20 protein-coding genes are annotated in these 19,383 nt (G+C 58.7%); 2 read left to right on the top strand and 18 right to left on the bottom strand.

Annotated elements, in window-relative coordinates; genetic code table 11:
* Positions 1 to 140: 140 nt before the first annotated feature.
* The 6 genes from Q4P78_RS06290 to clpS all read right to left on the bottom strand — a co-directional run bounded on the left by Q4P78_RS06290 (position 141) and on the right by clpS (position 4,641).
* Positions 141 to 824 carry a non-canonical purine NTP pyrophosphatase gene (locus Q4P78_RS06290; protein ID WP_303339510.1) on the bottom strand — a complete coding sequence of 228 codons (684 nt, stop codon included), beginning with the start codon at positions 822 to 824 and terminating at the stop codon, positions 141 to 143.
* A gap of 12 nt (positions 825 to 836) precedes the next feature.
* Positions 837 to 1,571, bottom strand: a complete 735-nt coding sequence (rph, locus tag Q4P78_RS06285) for a ribonuclease PH (protein WP_303339509.1) — start codon at positions 1,569 to 1,571, stop codon at positions 837 to 839.
* A 43-nt stretch (positions 1,572 to 1,614) separates the two neighbouring features.
* Positions 1,615 to 2,493, bottom strand: coding sequence for an MBL fold metallo-hydrolase (locus tag Q4P78_RS06280; RefSeq protein ID WP_303339508.1), 879 nt, complete (start codon positions 2,491 to 2,493; stop codon positions 1,615 to 1,617).
* A gap of 89 nt (positions 2,494 to 2,582) precedes the next feature.
* Positions 2,583 to 3,545, bottom strand: coding sequence for a glutamate racemase (murI, locus tag Q4P78_RS06275; RefSeq protein WP_303339506.1), 963 nt, complete (start codon positions 3,543 to 3,545; stop codon positions 2,583 to 2,585).
* Positions 3,542 to 4,261, bottom strand: coding sequence for a DUF2017 domain-containing protein (locus tag Q4P78_RS06270; RefSeq protein ID WP_303339505.1), 720 nt, complete (start codon positions 4,259 to 4,261; stop codon positions 3,542 to 3,544). Before Q4P78_RS06270 ends, murI begins: the two co-directional genes overlap by 4 nt.
* Positions 4,262 to 4,263: 2 nt before the next feature.
* Positions 4,264 to 4,641, bottom strand: a complete 378-nt coding sequence (gene clpS / locus Q4P78_RS06265; RefSeq protein WP_303339504.1) for an ATP-dependent Clp protease adapter ClpS — start codon at positions 4,639 to 4,641, stop codon at positions 4,264 to 4,266.
* A gap of 221 nt (positions 4,642 to 4,862) precedes the next feature.
* Between clpS and Q4P78_RS06260 the strand changes: the two genes are divergently transcribed.
* Positions 4,863 to 6,164 (top strand): nicotinate phosphoribosyltransferase, encoded by a 1,302-nt coding sequence (locus Q4P78_RS06260; protein ID WP_303339503.1) that lies wholly within the window; start codon positions 4,863 to 4,865, stop codon positions 6,162 to 6,164.
* Positions 6,165 to 6,198: 34 nt separating this feature from the next.
* Positions 6,199 to 6,825: an isochorismatase family protein gene (locus Q4P78_RS06255; protein WP_303339502.1), complete on the top strand. Its 627-nt coding sequence runs from the start codon at positions 6,199 to 6,201 to the stop codon at positions 6,823 to 6,825.
* Positions 6,826 to 6,902: 77 nt separating this feature from the next.
* On the opposite strand, the gene Q4P78_RS06250 is transcribed toward Q4P78_RS06255, so the two are convergent.
* The 12 genes from Q4P78_RS06250 to atpD form a co-directional block, all read right to left on the bottom strand.
* A complete protein-coding gene (locus Q4P78_RS06250) occupies positions 6,903 to 7,313 on the bottom strand; it encodes a hypothetical protein (RefSeq protein WP_303339501.1) in 411 nt (136 codons plus the stop codon).
* A 378-nt stretch (positions 7,314 to 7,691) separates the two neighbouring features.
* Entirely contained in the window at positions 7,692 to 9,476 is a 1,785-nt protein-coding gene (locus tag Q4P78_RS06245) for a DEAD/DEAH box helicase (RefSeq protein ID WP_303339500.1), read from the bottom strand.
* A 157-nt stretch (positions 9,477 to 9,633) separates the two neighbouring features.
* On the bottom strand, positions 9,634 to 9,930 hold the full coding sequence (locus tag Q4P78_RS06240) for a DUF3039 domain-containing protein (RefSeq protein WP_303339499.1): 297 nt from the start codon (positions 9,928 to 9,930) through the stop codon (positions 9,634 to 9,636).
* Positions 9,931 to 10,003: 73 nt separating this feature from the next.
* Positions 10,004 to 11,641 carry a transporter gene (locus Q4P78_RS06235; protein WP_303339498.1) on the bottom strand — a complete coding sequence of 546 codons (1,638 nt, stop codon included), beginning with the start codon at positions 11,639 to 11,641 and terminating at the stop codon, positions 10,004 to 10,006.
* A complete protein-coding gene (locus Q4P78_RS06230; protein WP_303339597.1) occupies positions 11,617 to 12,405 on the bottom strand; it encodes an ABC transporter ATP-binding protein in 789 nt (262 codons plus the stop codon). The genes Q4P78_RS06235 and Q4P78_RS06230 overlap by 25 nt, the downstream gene beginning before the upstream one ends.
* Before the next feature lie 556 nt (positions 12,406 to 12,961).
* The gene (locus Q4P78_RS06225) at positions 12,962 to 13,957 is read right to left on the bottom strand and encodes a tetratricopeptide repeat protein (RefSeq protein ID WP_303339497.1); all 996 of its coding nucleotides are present in this window, start codon (positions 13,955 to 13,957) and stop codon (positions 12,962 to 12,964) included.
* Positions 13,958 to 14,111: 154 nt separating this feature from the next.
* Positions 14,112 to 15,461 (bottom strand): AI-2E family transporter, encoded by a 1,350-nt coding sequence (locus tag Q4P78_RS06220; RefSeq protein WP_303339496.1) that lies wholly within the window; start codon positions 15,459 to 15,461, stop codon positions 14,112 to 14,114.
* 238 nt (positions 15,462 to 15,699) lie between these two features.
* Positions 15,700 to 16,506 (bottom strand): alpha/beta hydrolase, encoded by an 807-nt coding sequence (locus Q4P78_RS06215; protein ID WP_303339495.1) that lies wholly within the window; start codon positions 16,504 to 16,506, stop codon positions 15,700 to 15,702.
* 22 nt (positions 16,507 to 16,528) lie between these two features.
* The gene (locus tag Q4P78_RS06210; RefSeq protein WP_303339494.1) at positions 16,529 to 16,849 is read right to left on the bottom strand and encodes an ATP/GTP-binding protein; all 321 of its coding nucleotides are present in this window, start codon (positions 16,847 to 16,849) and stop codon (positions 16,529 to 16,531) included.
* Complete coding sequence (nucS, locus tag Q4P78_RS06205) at positions 16,849 to 17,562, bottom strand: endonuclease NucS (protein ID WP_303339493.1); 714 nt, start codon at positions 17,560 to 17,562, stop codon at positions 16,849 to 16,851. Before nucS ends, Q4P78_RS06210 begins: the two co-directional genes overlap by 1 nt.
* Before the next feature lie 86 nt (positions 17,563 to 17,648).
* Positions 17,649 to 17,906 carry a F0F1 ATP synthase subunit epsilon gene (locus Q4P78_RS06200; RefSeq protein WP_303339492.1) on the bottom strand — a complete coding sequence of 86 codons (258 nt, stop codon included), beginning with the start codon at positions 17,904 to 17,906 and terminating at the stop codon, positions 17,649 to 17,651.
* Between the two features lies 1 nt (position 17,907).
* On the bottom strand, positions 17,908 to 19,350 hold the full coding sequence (gene atpD / locus Q4P78_RS06195) for a F0F1 ATP synthase subunit beta (protein ID WP_303339491.1): 1,443 nt from the start codon (positions 19,348 to 19,350) through the stop codon (positions 17,908 to 17,910).
* Positions 19,351 to 19,383 lie beyond the last annotated feature (33 nt).

The raw sequence follows: 19,383 nt of genomic DNA, 5'->3' as shown, positions 1-19,383 counted from the left end.
ATAAGCGCGCAGAGCTGTGCAGTCCACCCGAGATATTCTATCCTAGCGTGGACTGCACAGGGATGCACATGCGCGCGGGCATTTTCGAAGAGCTGAGCATACATGTTTAGCTCAGGCACCGCGCAGCTATTGGGTGGGCGTTATTCGCCGTGGTAAAGCTCAACCGCCCGAATAATCTGCGGCAGCAGAGCATTAAAAGCGCGAGCGCGATGGCTAATGGCGTTCTTGATCTCCGCCGGGATTTCAGCATTGGTCAGGTGCGCGTACTCGCCGTTATATGCCGGGTCATGGCCGTCAATACCCTCGGTCAGCTCGGTCGATTCAAAGATTGGGTCGTACCCAAAACCACCCTCACCGGCGCTCTCATAGCGCAGCACACCGGGCATATAGCCGTGCTCAACCGCGATGAAATCACCGCGGGAAGCCGGCAAAGCCAAGGAAGCAGCGCAGCTAAAGTGAGCGGTACGATGCTCGGGAGCAATATCGCTCAGCTGAGCCAGCAGCAGGTTCAAATTCGCGCTATCATCGCCGTGACGGCCCGCCCAGCGCGCCGAGAAAATACCGGGTGCACCGCCGAGCACATCCACCTGCAAGCCGGAGTCATCGGCAATAGCAATCAGACCGGTAGCGTCGGCAACAGCGCGCGCCTTCAGCAGAGAATTCTCGGCAAAGCTCACGCCGGTTTCGGGTACATCGGGGGCGTTAACCTCGGCGGCGCTGACCACCTCGGTATCAACATCCAGCCCGGGGATCGCGCCGCGCAGCAGCTCTCGCAGCTCTCGCAGCTTACCCTGATTACCGGTAGCAATAACAATAGTCGGCACGGTACTACTCCCCTACTTACCCAGGGATTCGCGCTGAATCTCGGAGAGCTCATAGGTGCCCTCCAGAGCCAGATCCAACAGACGGTTCAGCTCGTCACGGTCAAAGGGCTCGCCCTCGGCGGTACCCTGAACCTCAATAAACTTACCGGAGCCGGTAACCACAACATTCATATCGGTTTCGGCGCGGGAATCCTCAACATAGGGCAGGTCCAGCACCGCGGTGCCGTCCACAATGCCTACGGAAATCGCGGAGACAGAGTCCTTGAGCACCTGCGCACCCGGAGCAATAATGCCGTGTTCCTTAGCCCAGCTAATGGCATCTGCCAGGGCAACATAGGCGCCGGTAATGGAGGCGGTGCGGGTGCCACCGTCAGCCTGCAGCACATCGCAGTCAAGCACAATGGTGTTTTCGCCCAGCTTCTCGGTGTCAATAATGGCGCGCAGGGAGCGACCAATCAGGCGGGAAATTTCGTGGGTGCGGCCGCCCTGCTTGCCCTTGACCGCCTCACGGGTATTGCGGGTATTGGTTGCGCGCGGCAGCATGGCGTATTCTGCGGTCACCCACCCCTTGCCTTCGCCCTTGAGCCAGCGGGGCACGCCCTCGGTAAAGGAGGCGGTGCACAGCACGCGGGTATTGCCGAATTCGATCAGGGCGGAGCCTTCGGCGTGGCGGGACCAGCCGCGGGTAATGCTAATGGGGCGCAGCTCGTTCACGGCGCGGCCGTCGGCTCGGGTGTATTCAGTCATGGTCTATCTTTTCTGTGAAGGGACAGGTATATCAGGGATAAGTTTAGGATTCCAGCACAATGGTGCGCAGGGGCGGATCCACACGCGCAATGGCACTGAGGGTGGTGGTCGGCGGATTATGGGGCTCCGGGCGAGGATGCACACGGTAGGTAGCCCCCACCTCGGCAACGCCCACCGGGCCTCTAAATGCCTGCTTTGCCTCGGCGACAGCAATATCCGGGTCATTCCACACCGGCAGGTGGGTCAGCAGCAGATTACGCACGCCCGCCTCTTTCGCCGCCTGACCTGCACGCAAACCGGTCAAGTGAATACCGCGGAGTGCATCATCGCGACCCTCCTGGTAGGCTGCCTCGCACAGGAAAAGGTCAGCACCGGCGGCAGCATGCACCAGGCCATCGCACAAATCCGTATCGCCCGAATAGCACAGCAGAGTGTAGCCGTGCGCATCGCGGCACTCCACGCGCAGGGCGTAAGGATCCTTAGAGGGGTGCACCACGCGATAGGGCGTAATGGTGAAGGGACCAATGCTTACCGGCTGCTGCTCAACCCAGCTATGGTACTCAAACTCGGTGCTCATACCCGGCTCGGGGTCCAGGCCGTGGGTTGCCGAAAGGTACTCATTAATATGATCGGGGCCGTAGAGGGGAATGCGCCCCTTGGGCCAGCCGCGAGGATCCCATTTGACCGCCACATGCAGACCGGAAAGGTCAATGCAGTGATCCGGGTGCAGATGGGAGATGAGAATCGCGTCAATATCTTCCAGCTGAATATGGCGCTGCAGCACGCCCAGCGCGCCATTGCCCATATCCATGAGCACGCGCCAGGTTTTACCCTGTTCATCCTCGGCCGAGAGCATATAGCAGCTTGCCGGGGAGGAAGGCCCCGGGAACGAGCCGCTACTGCCAATCACGGTCAATCTCATCTACTGTCCTTACATATGTGTGGTGTGCCTAATAGGCCGATGCAACGCGAGCGCCGCATACCGCGGTACGCTCAGAGCCGCTCAAAAATCTAGGAGCTAAAAACCTGAGGGTCAATGACGGTCGTGCCGTCCTGGCGATAGGCTTCAATCTGCTCGGGCGACAAAATAGCCAAAGAGCCGGTGGGGTAACGCTCCGCAACACTTGCCGTATGGCGCACATTGGCAACCTCCGGACCTAAGAAACGGCGCGCCAGATGCTCAAAGGTTTCCTTCTCACCCGTGGCAAGGAACTCGTGCTTGGGGGTTCCTTCCATCTCCGGGGATTCCAGAGAGTTGGTCAATAGGGCGCGGTAAACATCCTTCGCGGACTCTTCGGAGGAAGAAACCAGGGTGACATTCTCGCCCATAATATAGGAGATCACGCCGGTGAGCAGAGGGTAGTGGGTGCAGCCCAGAATCACGGTATCCACGCCAGCTTCTTTGAGCGGGCGCAGGTACTCTTCGGCGGTTTCCAGCAGCTCCGGGCCGCTAGTTACGCCCTTTTCCACGAACTCCACAAAGCGTGGGCAGGCTACCGAAATAACCTCCAGATCGGGAGTAATGGCGAAGGTATCTTCATAGGCGCGGGAGGTCACGGTCGCCTCGGTAGCAATCACGCCGATTTTGCGGTTGCGGGTTGCCGCCAGGGCGCGGCGTGCGGCGGGCTGAATCACCTCAACCACGGGAATGCCGTATTGGCGGGTGTAGCGCTCGCGGGCATCACGCAGCACCGCGGCGGAGGCGGTATTGCAGGCGATGACCAGCATTTTCACGCCGGAGTCGACCAGTTCGTCCATAATGCGCAGGGCGTTAGCGCGCACCTCGGCAATTTTGAGCGGGCCGTAGGGGCCGTGGGCGGTATCTCCCACATAGATAATGCGCTCGTGCGGCAGCTGATCCATAATGGCGCGAGCCACGGTCAGCCCTCCCACACCGGAGTCGAAAACGCCAATGGGTGCCGCATTGGTGGGCGCTACGGGCACAGGGCTACCCCAGGGGGTGCATGCGTTCATCGCGTTTCTCCTTCCGGGCTATCGTGGGTGCTGCTACCGGGCGCGGGATTCTCAGAAGGCGCAGGCTCGGTGGCGGGTGCGGAGGTATCCACCGCGCCCACGGGCTCCTGGGCTGCTTCTTCGGCGGCGCTAATCCAGGGGCGCATGCCGGGCTCCTCACCCTGCTCTTCATCCAGGGATTCGAGCATGGACTCCATGAGGGTATCCTGCAACCAGCCGAAGAAACCGTAGACATAGGCAAGGTACTCTTCGGCGTTATCAATGTTCTCGGAGGACATCAGGCGGTTTACGCGCTCATTATCGGTCTCGGTGCGCAGGTTCAGGCGCTCGGCAAGCACCAGGCGAATATCGCCCAGGGCATTAGCCCAGGCGCGGGCGTGAGTCTCATCCAGGGTGTGGCGACCGGCTTCAATATCGGTGGCGAGCATGCGCAAATTGGCGATCTTGTGGGCACGAATATCGGCGTCCACATAGCGGCGGTATTCGGTGGCTGCCTCTTGGCTGGAGCTTGCCACCGGCAGCAGGCGCGCCAGAGCCGGATCGCTGGGTGCGCTGGTGTCTTCGGTAATGCCCAGCATTGCTTCCAGAGGATCGGAAGACGGTGCCGGGGTCAGCAGGTCAATAATATCTTCGGCAAGGTCGCGAATCAGCTGAACCTCAGCCGGTTCGAAACGGGCGCGGTAGCCATCGGGAGTGCGTTTAAAAGCGTGAGCCATGCTTAGCCCTCCATCTTTTCAAAGGTCGCCATCAGCCCGTAGCCGTGCAGGGCGCTGGTATGCTTCTGAGCTTCGTCCTTGCTGCCGGTAAAGACAATGGCTTTGCCGTTGTGGTGTACGGCGAGCATGAGCTCTTCGGCGCGGGCTCGGCTATAGCCGAAATAGCTGCGGAAGATATAGGCGACATAGGACATGAGGTTGACGGGGTCATTCCAGACGATGACCTGCCAGGGGCTTTCCGCATCGAGAATCTGGGCGAAATCTACTTGTTGTTCTTCGCGGGTGAGGGTATCGGTGTCCTGTGCTGAAACGGGGTGTGTATATGTGTGGGAGTGCTCTGCCTTGAGCGCACCTGCTGCGGTGCGATGCGTGCGCGACATTGGTGCTTCCCTTTCGTGTGGTGGGCGCTGTGAGCGCTTCGACTGCGCGATTGCCACGGTGGGCGTTCGCGAATATAGAGTTATCAATGATTATACTCTTTGAGCCGCGTACCGGGTGGATTATGTCAATACGGGCTAGTTAAAGTCAAGACAACATTATGTTACGTATTACACAGTCACCGGGGACGAAGAAAACCTCCCCCACCCTCTAAAATAGAACTATGGCAACAACTTCCCTTCTGACCGACCACTACGAACTGACCATGCTCCAGGCAGCCCTCGGCTCGGGAGCAGCACATCGTAAGTGTACCTTCGAAGTCTTCACCCGCCGCCTGCCCGCAGGTCGCCGCTACGGCGTGCTTGCCGGCACCGGCCGATTCCTCGAAGGACTCAAAGAATTCCGATTCACCGACGAGGAACTCTCCTTCCTCTCCCGCCGCAAAATCGTCAATAGCGAAACCCTGAAGTTCCTGGAATCCTTTGAATTCAGCGGCACCGTACGCGGCTACGCAGAAGGCGAAATCTTCTTCCCCCACTCCCCCGTACTGCAGATTGAAGCCAGCTTTGCCGAAGCCTGCATCCTGGAAACCTACCTGCTCTCAATCCTGAACTACGACTCGGCAATCGCCTCGGCAGCAAGCCGCATGAGCGCCGCCGCGGGCACCCGACCCTGTATCGAAATGGGTTCGCGCCGAGCCCACGAACGCGCAGCCGTCTCCGCAGCACGCGCCGCCGTCATTGCGGGTTTTAGCGCCACCTCCAATCTGGAGGCAGGTCGCCGCTACGATTTGGCAACCCTGGGCACCAGCGCCCACGCCTTTACCCTGCTGCACGATAGCGAACGTGAGGCTTTTGAAGCGCAGCTGCGCTCCCTGGGTGCTCGCACCACCCTGCTGGTGGATACCTATAACGTGGATAATGCGGTGCGCCTGGCTGTTGAACTGGCGGGCGAAGAGCTGGGCGGTGTGCGCCTAGACTCGGGCGATTTGGTTGAGTCGGCCCGTCGCGTGCGCGAACTGCTAGATGAACTGGGCAATACCAACACCAAGATCACCGTGACCAGCGATCTGGACGAATACGCCATTGCTTCCTTGGCCGCGGCCCCCGTAGATGCCTACGGTGTGGGTACCAAGCTGGTGACCGGTAGCGGTGCGCCCACCTCCGCCATGGTGTACAAGGTGGTTGAGCGCGAGAACTCCGCCGGTGACATGCAGCCGGTGGCGAAGGCATCCAGCGGCAAGGCGTCCATTGGTGGCGCTAAGCGCGCGGCGCGCAAGCTGAACTCTTTCGGTATTGCCACCGCCGAACTACTGGGCACCGAGCACAACCCCGCAGAGCTTGAGGGTACTCGCGATCTGATGGTTGAGTATGTGCGCGGCGGTCAGCTGCTCGATGACGCCTTTGTGGGTGCAGAGGCAGTGCGTGCGGCTGCCGCTCGCCATAGCGCAAGCCTGGCGGAGCTTCCCGAGGCTGCGCGTCGCCTCTCCGAGGGCGATCCGGTTATCCCCACCGAATTTATCTAAACCCAAGACATACAGACTTTTAAGGATTTAAATCGTGGCAAAAGCCCTGATTATTGTTGATGTGCAGAATGATTTCTGCGCAGGCGGCACCCTGGCAACCGAACGCGGTGCCGAGGTGGCTTCTCTGATTAGCGAATATGTAGAAGATCATCACCACGAATACGATGTGATTATTGCCAGCCAGGATTGGCATATTGATCCGGGCGCGCATTTTTCGAATACTCCGGATTATATTGATTCTTGGCCTAAGCATTGCGTGGCACAGACTCCCGGCGCGGAATTGCACGAAAATCTGGATACCGATTATATTCAGGCGTATTTCCGCAAGGGTCGCTACGAGGCAGCTTACTCCGCTTTTGAGGCACTGCTAGCCCCCGAGGATGCCGTAATGACCGGTGAACACAAGCCCGGCGAAAGCCTGGACGAGAGCGGCCCGCAGACCCCCCTGGCTGATTGGCTGGATGAGCAGGAGGTTCAGGACGTGGATATTGTGGGCATTGCCAGCGATTATTGCGTGCTCGCCACCGCGAAGGACGCCGTGGACGCAGGCTATGAGACTCGCGTACTCATTGACCTGACCGCACCCGTGCACGAGGATAAGCTCGAGGATGTTATTGAGGAGCTTGAGGACGAGGGCGTGAGTGTTCTCGAGGTGCTCTAAGCTCTACATTTCTCGCTCTATTCGGGTGTAAATACAGGGAACCCCGCCGTATAGACTACGGCGGGGTTCCCTATATTTTATGCAGCGAGGGGCGAGTGCTTCTCCCCTACACCTACGCCCTGCATGCTCTCCACGCTCTGCACACTCTGCACACCCTGCGCACTATGCGCAAGGATGGGCATGGCTCCGGTTGCCGGGGCGCGGTCGTGCAGCTCGAAGCTTTCGGGGGCAATAACCCTCCAGCGGCGGCGCACCCACACGGGGTGAAAAAGCCGGATAAGCTGTGCATCCCACATGAGCGGATTATGGTGGTTCTGCTGCGCACTGCCGCCGTATACGCCGGGGAGCACGCAAATGCGCTCGGAGGTGGGTGACTGAAGCATCTGCTTGAGAATGAAGGGGGTGAGATCCAGCGCGGGGTGCGCCAGAAAATGAGGAGCCGGATCCCCTCGCTGCTGTACGTTCCAATGAATCTGCGGTGTTGTCATGGTGTCCCTCTATCCTACCCGTCCAGGGGTATATATTAACCATCTCACCACAGAGCATTTAAATCAATAGACAATAAGCATTACGGAAAATATTTCTTAAATAGAAAATTAACTGTAAAATAAAACCTCAATTTGATGCTATTCTATATTGATTTTTATTATTTGATTTTATTTAGATTTTTCGCCCTGTGTCATGTCAAATAATACTATATTTTTATTATAGGTATAGTTCAAGAGCGACACGCCCGAGTATACTCAAATGACCGAATTATGACAGAGAGATTATCCGGCATATAGACAGCGCTCAACGAGCACATAGAAAGCGGGGTGTACCCTCCTGCCGGAGGACACCCCGCTTACCCTATCAGCTCATCTCTCCTAGCGTCGACCGACAAACCAGTCCGCCAGTTTATCCAGACGGGCCTGCAACTGCTCAGCCGATGCTTGCGCTACCGCCGGACCGCCGCACACCTTGCGCAGCTCATTATGCACCACACCGTGGGGCTTACCGCTCTTGAGCGAATAGGCAGAGACATTCTTCGCCAGCTTAGCGCGTAGGTCCTTGAGTTGACGGTGATCCACCACCGCCGGAGCTGCCGTTGCCGGACGACGCGAGGCGTGCTCGCGCTGGCGAGCGCGCAGTAGGGTACCCACCTGCTCCGCATCCAGCAGACCGGGAATACCCAAGAAGTCCTGCTCCTCGGCACTACCGGCCTCCAGACCGCCGGAGGCGAACTCGGTACCGTCAAAAAGCACGCCATGGAAGGATGCCTGCGAGCCCAGCGCCTCAAATTTACCGCGCGCCAGCTCCTCGCTCGCGCGCTCCTCGCGATTAGCTTCCTCAATCAGATGATCATCCAGACCCTCAACCATGGGATCGATCTCTTCGCTCTTGCCGCGATCCAGGGCGTGGTCGCGTTCCATTTCCATATCATTGGCAAGCATCATGAGCGCCGGCACGCTGGGTAGGAAAACCGAGGCGGTCTCACCGCGTTTGCGGGCGCGCACAAAACGGCCGATTGCCTGGGCGAAGAAGAGCGGGGTGCTGGTGCTGGTGGCGTAGACACCCACCGCCAGGCGCGGCACGTCCACGCCTTCGGACACCATGCGCACGGCAACCATCCAGCGCTGGGTTCCTTCACGGAATTCATCAATTTTAGCGGAGGCTTCGCGGTCATCCGAGAGCACCACGGTCGGCTTCTCCCCCGTGATTTTCTGCAGCTGCTGCGCATAGGCTTTGGCGTCTGCATGGTCGGTAGCGATCACCAGGGCGCCGGCATCGGGCACGGTGCGGCGCACCTCAGTCAGGCGCTTATCGGCTGCTGCCAGCACAGTGGGAATCCACTCGCCATTGGGGTCCAGGGCGGTACGCCACGCCTGGGAGGTGACGTCCTTGGTGAAGCCCTCGCCCAGGTTCGCCGCCATTTCTTCACCGGCGCTGGTACGCCAGCGCATCTGGCCGGAGTACGCCATGAAAATAACCGGGCGCACCACGTGGTCTTTAAGAGCCGGACCGTAGCCGTAGGAGTAGTCCGCGCGCGAGCGGCGAATACCCTCGGAGTCCTCTTCATAGCGCACAAAGGGAATCGGGGAGGCATCGGAGCGGAAGGGGGTACCGGTTAGCGCCACGCGGCGGGTCGCCTCATCAAAGGCCTCACGTAGACCGTCACCCCAGGAGAGGGAGTCGCCCGCGTGATGAATCTCGTCAAAGATCACCAGGGTTTTATCGGCTTCGGTATTGCGGGCGTGCAGCTGCGGCTTATTGGCAACCTGCGCGTAGGTCAGCGCCACGCCTTTATAGCCGCGGCCGACGGTAATATCCGCATTCTTAAAATTCGGGTCGATGGGGATACCGACTTTAGCGGCGGCATCGGCCCACTGCTTTTTCAGGTGGTCGGTGGGGGCAACCACGGTGAGTTTACGCACCACGCCGCGATTAAAAAGTTCCTTGGCGAGGGTGAGCGCGAAGGTGGTTTTACCCGCACCGGGGGTTGCTACCGCCATGAAATCGCGCGGGTTGGTGTCGAAGTATTTTTGCATTGCCTCCGCCTGCCAGGCGCGCAGGCTCACGGAGGTACCCCAGGGGGCGCGGTCGGGGTATGCCGGGGAGAGCTTGGGCTTGGCGAGGGAATCGAATAGGGTCGGTTCGTGGTGCTCGCTCATGGCTCTCCTTCATATCTGTATGGCTATCGCGCCCGCGGTCACAAGACGGTCCTCAAGCAAGCGCATTGTGCCAGACGGGCGAGGTTAAATTGTAACGCAAAGCCCCGGGGCTGTCTGCACAGTCTCGGGGCTTTGCGCTCATGGCTATAGAGCGTTTTTAGGTATCACCGTTATCGTCGGAGCCGTTATCTCCCGGGTTCATACCCTCCCAAATTTCCTTGCACTGCGGGCAAATGGGGAAGGACTGCGGGTCACGGCTGGGGCGCCACTTCTTACCGCAGAGTGCGGTCACCGGCTCACCGGTCAGATAGGATTCCATGATCTTTTCTTTGCGCACATAGTGCGAGAAACGCTCATGGTCGCCCGGTTCCTGCAGGCGAGTATCCTCACGCTCGAGCAGTGCGGTACCGCCTGCCGGGCCGAAGGGATCTTCAATGCCGTCAATGGAGCTCATCGTGTCTCTTCCTCTCGTCTTTTTCTCTGTATCTATTGTACTAAGCACTCAAACAGGCACCGGTATTCCCGCGTTAGCTGGCAGAGCGGCTCACGCGCACCAACATCCGGGCGCTATAGCGATCATAGCGGCGGGCACCCCACCGTAGGCACAGCCACAGGCACAGGGCGCCAAAGAGTAGCTGCAGCAGAGCACCAATCCACAGCCACATCATCTGGCCGTTGATCAGGTACACAATAGTGCACACATAGCTGGGCAGACCGCTCAAACCGGTAGCAAGCATCACCAGGCTCAGCAGCAGCTGTTTCGCAAAGCCCTCACCCTGCTTAGCGGTGGCAAAAGGGCTAGCGCCCGGCGCGGCAGCCGGCGGATTAATGAAGGTTTCCGCCAGGGAACACACCCCAATACCGGCGGCAAAAATACCTATATGCTGCACTAGAACCACCGGGTAAAAAGCCCAACCGTTCTGCGTTATAGCGGTAATGGTGATACCCAGCAGCATCATCGGCACCATGACCGCGCTATAACCAATCAGGCGGCCGCAGCGTTCCTGCCAGCCGGTGATCGGCGCCAGCACATGCGCGCTGAAGGCCGAATTATCGTAGGAGACCTGGTAGCAGGCGTAGTAGGCTGCCATCACGGTCGAAAAATAAAGTAGGCCGTTGAGCATACCTCCCGGATGGGCGTCGAACATTTCCGAAAAGCTTGAGGCGCTGCTCTTCGGGCCGCTAAAGTTCATGCGCCCCAGCACCGAACCAAAAAGAATGTACATGACCAGGGTCATGGGAACCGAAATAATATAGCGCATATCGTAGCGGTAGCTATGCAACGTACGGGCGGCAATAGCACCAGTCGGGGTGGCCGAGAAATACTCAAAGAATCCCAGGTTGCCCTTGGCGCGTTCCTTCTGGCTGTGAGTGCTCTGCGCGCCCACCGTGCGCATGGAACGCACCAGCATACGGTACCAGATCATCCACCCGATTCCGGTGTACACGGCGGCAAGCGCAATGCTCAACAGGGCCGAAACCATCTGCCCGCTATAGGCGTAAAATGCGGCGCTGAAACCGGCACCCAGCGGAGTGTAGCCCAGCACCGATAGTACCGGCCCCAGCTGATCAAAATGATCGATCAGGTACATGATTGACAGGCTCGACCCGAAACCGCTGAGCATAATCGCAATACCGGCAATAATCGTGACCAGGGTATTGACCGTGGGGTTGCGGCGCAGGTACTGCCCCACCCCGTTAGCGATGCGCGCACCCACCATCATCTGTGCCAGGCCGAGGACAGCACCAAGCGTATAGAGCAGTGCCGCCCACGGGTTAGTGCTCACTCCCAGCAGCGCCACCAGAGCCACCAGCACACTGGCGATACCGCCAAGGCCAATAAAACCAGCCCAGAACTGGCCACGCTGCAGGGTTTTAGCATCCAGGGGGAAGAGCACAAAACGGTGCACATCCAGGGTGTCATCCAGCCCGCTAAAGAAAATTGGGACCAGCCACCATACCAGGCACAGGGCGGCCCCTGCCATCAACGCCAGCTGGGCTGCCAGCAGGGGTGTGCCGCTCAGGATCACATAGAGCACGCCCAAACCGACCAGGGCAGCTAGAGCATACACCCCGCCCAGAATACAGCCAATAACCACCCACAGGCTACGGCGAAAAGACGCCAGAACATAACGCCATTTTAGTGAGACGAGGTGCCCAACCATGACAATCCTTCCGAGGCGGTACGCCCACCCACCAGCTGCACAAAACGTTCTTCCAGACTCGACTCACCGCGCACCTGATCCACCGTACCGGCGGCCAGAATACGCCCGCGGTCCATAATCGCCACATGATCGCACAGGCGCTGCACCAAATCCATCACATGGGAAGAGAGCACCACCGTGCCGCCCGAGGCCACAAAGCCGCGCAGAATATCCTGAATATTGGCGGCTGAGACCGGGTCGACCGCCTCGAAGGGCTCGTCAAGAATCAGCACCTGCGGAGCGTGCACCAGAGCTGCGGCGAGCGCGATTTTCTTGGTCATACCCGCCGAATAGTCGGCGACGGCACGCCCGGCGGCCTCCTGCAAATCCATGGCGGTCAGCAGGTCGTTGGTGCGTTGAGCCACCGTCGCTTTATCCAGCCCGTGCAGGTACCCGGAGTAGGTGACCAGCTGCTCACCGCTGAGCTTATCAAAAAGATGCACGCCGTCCGGCAGCACCCCCAGCAGGCGCTTAGCTTCCAGGGGCTGGGCCCACATATCCACACCGCTAATGAGGGCGGTGCCCATTGAGGGTTCGAGCATTCCGCTGACCATAGAAATGGTGGTGGTTTTACCGGCGCCATTGCGACCCACCAGCCCGTAAAAGGAGCCCGCGGGAATATCCAGGTTGATTTGGTCTACCGCCACATGCTGGTCGAATGCTTTGGTCAGCTGCCTGAGGCGAATAGCGGGTGCGGGCTGATTCTGTTCGGGAGCGTGCTGCATATCGAGCGTCCCCTGTTCGTAGGGTGCGCGCGGCACGGGGTAGGTGCCGGGGTGCGGGTGTTGTACCGGGGGTACGATGCGCTGCACCGCTGTGTGGGTTGCGCCCGGGTGCAGGGCGGAGGTTTGAGGTGCGGTTGGGTCCTCGCGGTGCGTGTGGTGATGTTCTCTCATAGTTTTACTCTAGCGTATGTTTTGCACGGTGTTAAGCACGCTCTGCTATTTCCTAAAATATGACAGATACCCTGTCGCTGTGGATGTTTTCTATGGATTTTCTGCCCCTTCCGCAGCCATCCGCTCGAACGAGGCAGCACGAACCACCTAACCATACACCCCCACTGTTCTCCCTTCCCCCGCTGGAACGCACGCATAAAGCTACGAGCCTAGGTCCGCGACTCGCGAGTTATAAAAATCCCGGCAGTCTATACCATGTGAATGTTATAGACTGCCGGGATTTTTATTGTTTGAGCTGGAGCGGGCTCTAGGTCGTAGCTTCTGTAGAACAACGCTACCCTAGGTAGCTATCCGATACACGCATTACTTTCCAGCTCAAAATGTATTAGAACAGGAGCATAGTCAATTGGCCTCGTGCTGCCTTCGTTCGCGGATCATCATCTCCAACGATGCTAAAGAGCTCCACGAGCCTCTCTCGCACCTGCGCCTTGGAGTCGGCGTCTACGGTGGAGAAGAGTCGCAGCAGGCGGGTGTAGGCGTTTTCTACGTGTCCGCCGGTTAGGTCGAGATCGGCGACGTTGAAGGCTGCTTGAATATCGTTCGGGTTATTGGCGGCTGCGGCGCGTACTTCGGCGGCGTTCATGGTGGAGACGCGTTCGAGCAGTCCTACCTGTGCCAGGCCGATTTTGGCGTCTTTGTCGCCGGGGTTTTCGGCGATGGCTTTGCGGTAGGATTCGCGTGCGCCGGCGTAGTCTCCCGCATCCAGCGCTGCGATGGCTGCGGCGTGCAGGGGCGGCAGGGGCTTTTCAGCTTCGGGGTTGATGGGTTCGAAGCCGCCGGGTAGCTGGTATTGTGCGGCGAGCTGCAGCACCTGGCCGAGGACCTGGGTGAGTTCTTCAGGGCTGATGGTGCCGGTGTAGATGGGGGCGGGGCGGCCGCCGAGCACGGCGATACCTGCGGGCACGCCGGTGACGCCGAATACCTGAGCTGCTTCGGGCAGTTTGACGATGTCTACGGCTGCCAGCAGCATGGAGCCTTCTGCGGAGTTAACTAGGCGCTCGGTGGCTTCGAGCATTTGCAGGGAGGCGGGTGAGTGGGGTGCGTAGAGGGCGAAGATGACGGCTCCGCGGCCGGATTCGTTGACGTATTTTTGGAAGTCTTCGTTGGTTTCTACGTCTACGCGCCAGGTGCGTGCTGCGCCCTGTTCTGCCGGTGCGGCGGGGGCCTGTGCTTGTGCGCCCAGATCCATAGCGCCTCGAACAGAAGCGGGGACGGATGCGGGTAGTGCCTGTTCGGCGTTAGCAGCGTTGGCGGCGGGCGCTGCACCGTTGGGCACTGCACCATTAGCCGGTGCGCCGGGGAAGAATTCTGCGCTCATCATACTCCCTAGTGGTTGAGGTTTAGTCTTTATCCCTATTATCGCAAGTTCTTGAGCGGGCGCCTAGGGATTATGCCCAGCGCTTGCATGCCGTCATTTATTCGCTGTTAAAGAGCAAGAGCCCGGCAGCATAAGCTACCGGGCTCTTGATGTATTTTTAGCGCTTATTCTGATAGGGAATAAAGACTTCACGCAACAGAATCATGCAGGCTGCCGCCACGGGAATACCGATCAGCGCGCCAAGCACGCCCCAGAGGGCGCCGCCTCCGGCGACTGCAATAATTGCCACGCCGCCGGGTACGGAGACCGCCTTGGACATAATGCGCGGGGAGACAACATACGCCTCAATCTGCAGGTAGATTGCGTAGACGATAGCGTAGGTAATGGTTACATTCAGCGGGGAGCTAATGAGCAGTACCAACGATGCAATCACCAGAGCGGATACGCCACCCACCAGCGGAATAAAGGCGAGAATCAGCACAATGACTGCCAGCAACTGAGCGTAAGGAACCTGCAAAATAGACAGGGTTGCAAACGCAACCAGAGCATTAATAAATGCCACGGTTGCCTGACCCATCACATAGTTACCCACAGCAGAGGTAATCATGTCGAGGATCTTACGCACGCGATCACGCTTACTATGGGGAGAGAGCTTGACGCCCCACTTCTTAATGGCGTCCATTGCGCTCAGGAAATACAGGGAAAGAATCAGAACGATCACAATACCGGTGAAGGTCTGAGCAATGGTGGAACCTGCGGACACCAGGCCGTTCATCACGGTATTTACGCCCGAACCGGAAGTCAGGGTTTCAAAGAACTTGGGCACATTGGAGTTCACCCAATCGCCAATATGGAATTGGTTATCCAGGTTCTTGAAAGTATCGGATTCAATGAATTCCTGGTACATGGCGGGTGCGCGGTTAATAAAGTTCGTTGCCTGATTAACCACCAGAGGAATAATCCATGCGAAGAGTCCAGCAATCAGACCGCCAAACACCACGAGCACAAGAACAATACTAGCCATGCGGCTACGAAGCCCCTGCTGCACGCGATTTACAATGGGTTCCAGGCCCAGGGCAATAAAGATAGCGCAGGTAATCCATGCAATCAGCGAGCCCACATTATTCAGCACATAGTAGAGTGCAAGCGCAAGACCCACACCCACGGTCAGCAGGAAGCCAAAAGCCACCGGGTTCTTGCTCAGGGAGATAGGCTCTGCCTTCTTCTTGGGCTCATCGGCGCCGTTCTCGCCCTCGGGCTTAATAATGTCGATGGGTTCAGTGGGAGGCATAGCCGCCTTACGACGCATTTCGCGGGTCTTGGAAATAGATTCGCTGGCGGCGCTGAGGGTTTCGCCCACCTGGTGAGCGAAGGAGCGCTCACTGCTCTTGCGGGCAGGAGCTGTCTGCTGAGCCTGTGCTCGCGGAGCCTGCGCGCGGGGTGCGGAGGCAGTGGGTGCCTGCGCGGGGTGCTGAGGCTGCGCGGGCTGTTGCGGGGTCTGTGACACGGTGTTTCCTTTCGGGATGATACATACCAGTCTACCGCAGCTTATACGCTCTCCCCCAGGTATTCACGAGTCCATGTGATGAGTACCCCGCTTTATCAGGGCATAGCAAAGGCAGCAGATATAGGCACTCGCGCACGATCCTGGGCATTTCGCCAGAGCGAAATGTCCAGTCTCATAGCGCTCAACCTATATCTGCTGCCCTCTCTATACATCTAGCCTGTATACCTACCGGCAGAGTTTACAGCTCAGTAATCTCCTGAGCCATAAGACCAGTGTACTCGGTGGGCAGCTCGGTGCTCTCACCGGTCACAGTAGAGACAATGGCGTTGAGCACCAAGTTCACAGCTTTCTCCCCCACCCATAGGTGCTTGCAGCCCTCAAAGCCGTGAATCTGGGCGCGATCAATCACGCCGAAGCGTTCACCAGCAGCTTCCGGGCGCAGGTAATCGTCTAGCTCGGGTACCAGTGCCACCAGCGGGTTGGAAATACGGTTCCATTCATCCAGCTCGGCAGGGTGCACGCGGTGCAGCGGCGGGGAGAGCAGAATAGCGCCGGTGAATTCGCTCGCGTGCTCCGGACCGTATTTGAGCACCAGTTCGGTACCGAAGGACCAGCCCACCAGCCAGAGGTTGGGCAGGGAGCGCTCGCGCGCAAACTTCAGAATAGCGTCGAAGTCTTTCTTCTCGGCAAAGCCACCGTCGAAGACGCCTTCGCTCACGCCGCGAATGGAGCGAGTGCCTCGGGTGTTAAAACGCAGCACGGCAATATTAGCGAGCTCCGGCAGGCGGAAAGACGCCTTCTTGTATACATGGGAGTCCATGTAGCCGCCGTGGGTGGGCAGCGGGTGGAAGGTCACCAGGGTTGCTTTAATATCGCCGGCGGGCAGGGAGAGCTCGCCGACCAGTCGCTTACCATCCGCGGTGGTTACGGTGAAGTTTTCGCGCTGTGCCGGCAGCACGGAGCGGGAGCGGATGCGCTCTGCGGTAACGGGTTCGAAGACATAGGCTTCGGGGTTGAATTCGTTCTCTCGGGTAATCTCGCTCATGATTTTCCTTTGGTGATCGTACTTAGCGCCGGCGGGTGCGCCAGCATCCCTGGTGCCAGTGGCGGCGCTCTTCAATGCCTCGTTCTCGTCCCATCATATGGTTATCTTGCCATACGACCAGGTGCGCCACGCCGGGCGGGATGGTTCTGCCGCATTCGGGGCAGATATAGTTTTTCTGCGCGTTGACGGCGGGAATGTATTGCACCAGCCAGTCGCCGTAGCGGTCGGATTCGATACGCGGCGCCGGATCGAGGATGCGGCTAATATCGCGTCCTTCCGGGGCGGTGCGTGCCCATTTGGCGCTGGTGGTTCCAGAGGCTTTTTTATGGTTTTTACGTGGCATTAGAACAATCGCCCCGCACTATCGTCCACGCCGCGCATGGCGTCGTAGTCGAGTACTTGGCAGCGGATGCCTCGGTCCTCGGCGAGAGTGCGTGCCTGGGGCTTGATTTTCTGGGCTGCGAAAACACCGTAGACGGGGGCAAGCAGCGGGTCGCGGTTGAGCAGATCCAGGTAGCGGGTCAGCTGTTCCACGCCGTCAATATCGCCCACTCGTTTAAGTTCCACTGCGATAGTGGTGCCTTCGGCATCGCGGGCAAGGATATCTACCGGGCCGATGGCGGTGGGGTATTCGCGGCGGATCAGGGTGTAGCCTTCGCCCAGGGTTTCGATTTGTTCTGCCAGCAGGCGCTGCAAATCTGCTTCCACGCCGTCTTTAATCAGGCCGGGGTCGTGGCCGAGGTCCTGGGAGTATTCGTGCTGCACAGAGTAGATTTTCAGCAGCAGCTTATCATCGCTTTTGGCTGCCTGTACGGTCCAGAGTTCGTGCAGGTCGCTATCGTAGTCTTCGCGTTCGGTCTCGCTGAGTTTTTCTGCTGCAGTAATGCTCAGGCTGCAGGGTGGGCTCATCCAGTTGAGGGGTTTGTAGGAGCCGCCGTCAGAGTGGATCAGCACGGAGCCGTCGTTTTTGACCATGAGCAGGCGGGTTGCGCGCGGCAGGTGGGCGCGCAGTCGTCCTTCGTAATCTACAGAGCATTCAGCTATAACAATTCGCACCCATACACTCTAGCACTTTTGGCTCGGTGCATTAAAGAAACGAAGGCTCCGATAGGAATCTATCGGAGCCTTCGTGTATCTAGAGACTAGATATCGGCATGCTTTGCTGCAATGGTCACGCGATCATTGGAAATGGTCACGAAACCCGAGTGCAGAATGGTGCGAATCTCTTCGCCCTCAACGGGACGAATCAGCATTTCGCCATCCTCAGCCAGCAGCGCCAGGGTCGGAATCAGGCCGGGCATAATACCCAGTTCGCCGTCGACGGTGCGTACACGTGCATAGGACGCTTCGCCCTTCCACACGGTACGTTCGCGGGAGACAACTTCAACGTACAGAGCCATCTTACTTGGCTCCAGTCTGTGCCTTGATTTCCTCGTACTGACGCATCACATCGTCCATGCCACCGATGTTGTAGAATGCCTGCTCGGGGATGTGGTCCACATCGCCGTTGCAGATCATCTGGAAGGATTCGATGGTGTCCTTCAGAGGAACAGTCGAACCCTCCACACCGGTGAACTGCTTTGCAGTGTAGGTGTTCTGCGAGAGGAACTGCTCGATGCGGCGTGCACGTGCCACAACGACCTTCTGCTCTTCGGAGAGCTCGTCCACACCCAGAATTGCAATGATGTCCTGCAGTTCCTTGTTTTCCTGCAGAATTGCCTTCACGCGGATTGCGGTGTCGTAGTGCTCCTGACCGATGTACTGCGGATCCAGGATTCGCGAGGTGGAGGTCAGGGGGTCAATTGCCGGGTACAGACCGCGGGACGCAATTTCACGAGAGAGCTCGGTGGTTGCATCCAGGTGTGCAAAGGTGGTTGCCGGAGCCGGGTCGGTGTAGTCATCCGCAGGCACGTAAATTGCCTGCATGGAGGTGATGGAGTGACCGCGGGTGGAGGTAATACGCTCCTGCAGCAGACCCATTTCGTCAGCCAGGTTCGGCTGGTAACCCACAGCGGAGGGCATACGGCCCAGCAGAGTGGACACCTCAGAACCAGCCTGGGTGAAACGGAAGATGTTGTCGATGAACAGCAGCACGTCCTGGTTCTTCACATCGCGGAAGTACTCCGCCATGGTCAGACCGGTCAGTGCAACGCGCAGACGGGTTCCCGGGGGCTCATCCATCTGGCCGAACACAAGGGCGGTGTCCTTCAGAACGCCTGCCTCTTCCATTTCAACCCACAGGTCGTTACCCTCACGGGTACGCTCGCCCACACCGGTGAACACGGAGGTACCACCGAAGTTACGAGCCACACGGGTAATCATTTCCTGGATCAGCACGGTCTTACCCACGCCTGCACCACCGAACAGACCAATCTTACCGCCCTTAATGTAGGGGGTCAGCAGGTCGATGGACTTAATACCGGTCTCCAGCATTTCGGTGGAGCCTTCCAGCTCTGCGAAGCCGGGAGCGGTGCGGTGAATGGGCCAGTAAGCATCCGCGTGAATTTCGGAGTTCGGCACATCCAGTGCGTCGCCGAGCACGTTGAAGAGGTGACCCTTCACGCCGTCGCCCACGGGCACGGAAATCGGAGCGCCGGTGTCAATAACAGCCTGGCCGCGCACCAGACCGTCGGTCTGCTGCAGGGAGATTGCACGCACAATCGAGTCGCCCAGGTGCTGTGCGGTCTCGAAGGTGATGGTGCGGGTACGACCATCCAGGGTCAGTTCGGTGGTCAGTGCGTTGTAGATGTCCGGGACGTGGCCGGCGGGGAACTCAACATCGACCACGGGGCCAATCACGCGGGCAATACGGCCGGTGACGCCTTCGTTTGCGGTAGTAGTCATTTTCTCACTTACCTGTCAAAGTTTTGAATACGT

Source organism: Rothia sp. (in: high G+C Gram-positive bacteria) (assembly GCF_030540545.1).
In the GTDB taxonomy this organism is placed as follows: Bacteria; Actinomycetota; Actinomycetes; order Actinomycetales; family Micrococcaceae; genus Rothia.
The sequence above is the reverse complement of the archived record's forward strand: the minus strand, read 5'-3'. Positions and strand labels throughout refer to the sequence as shown.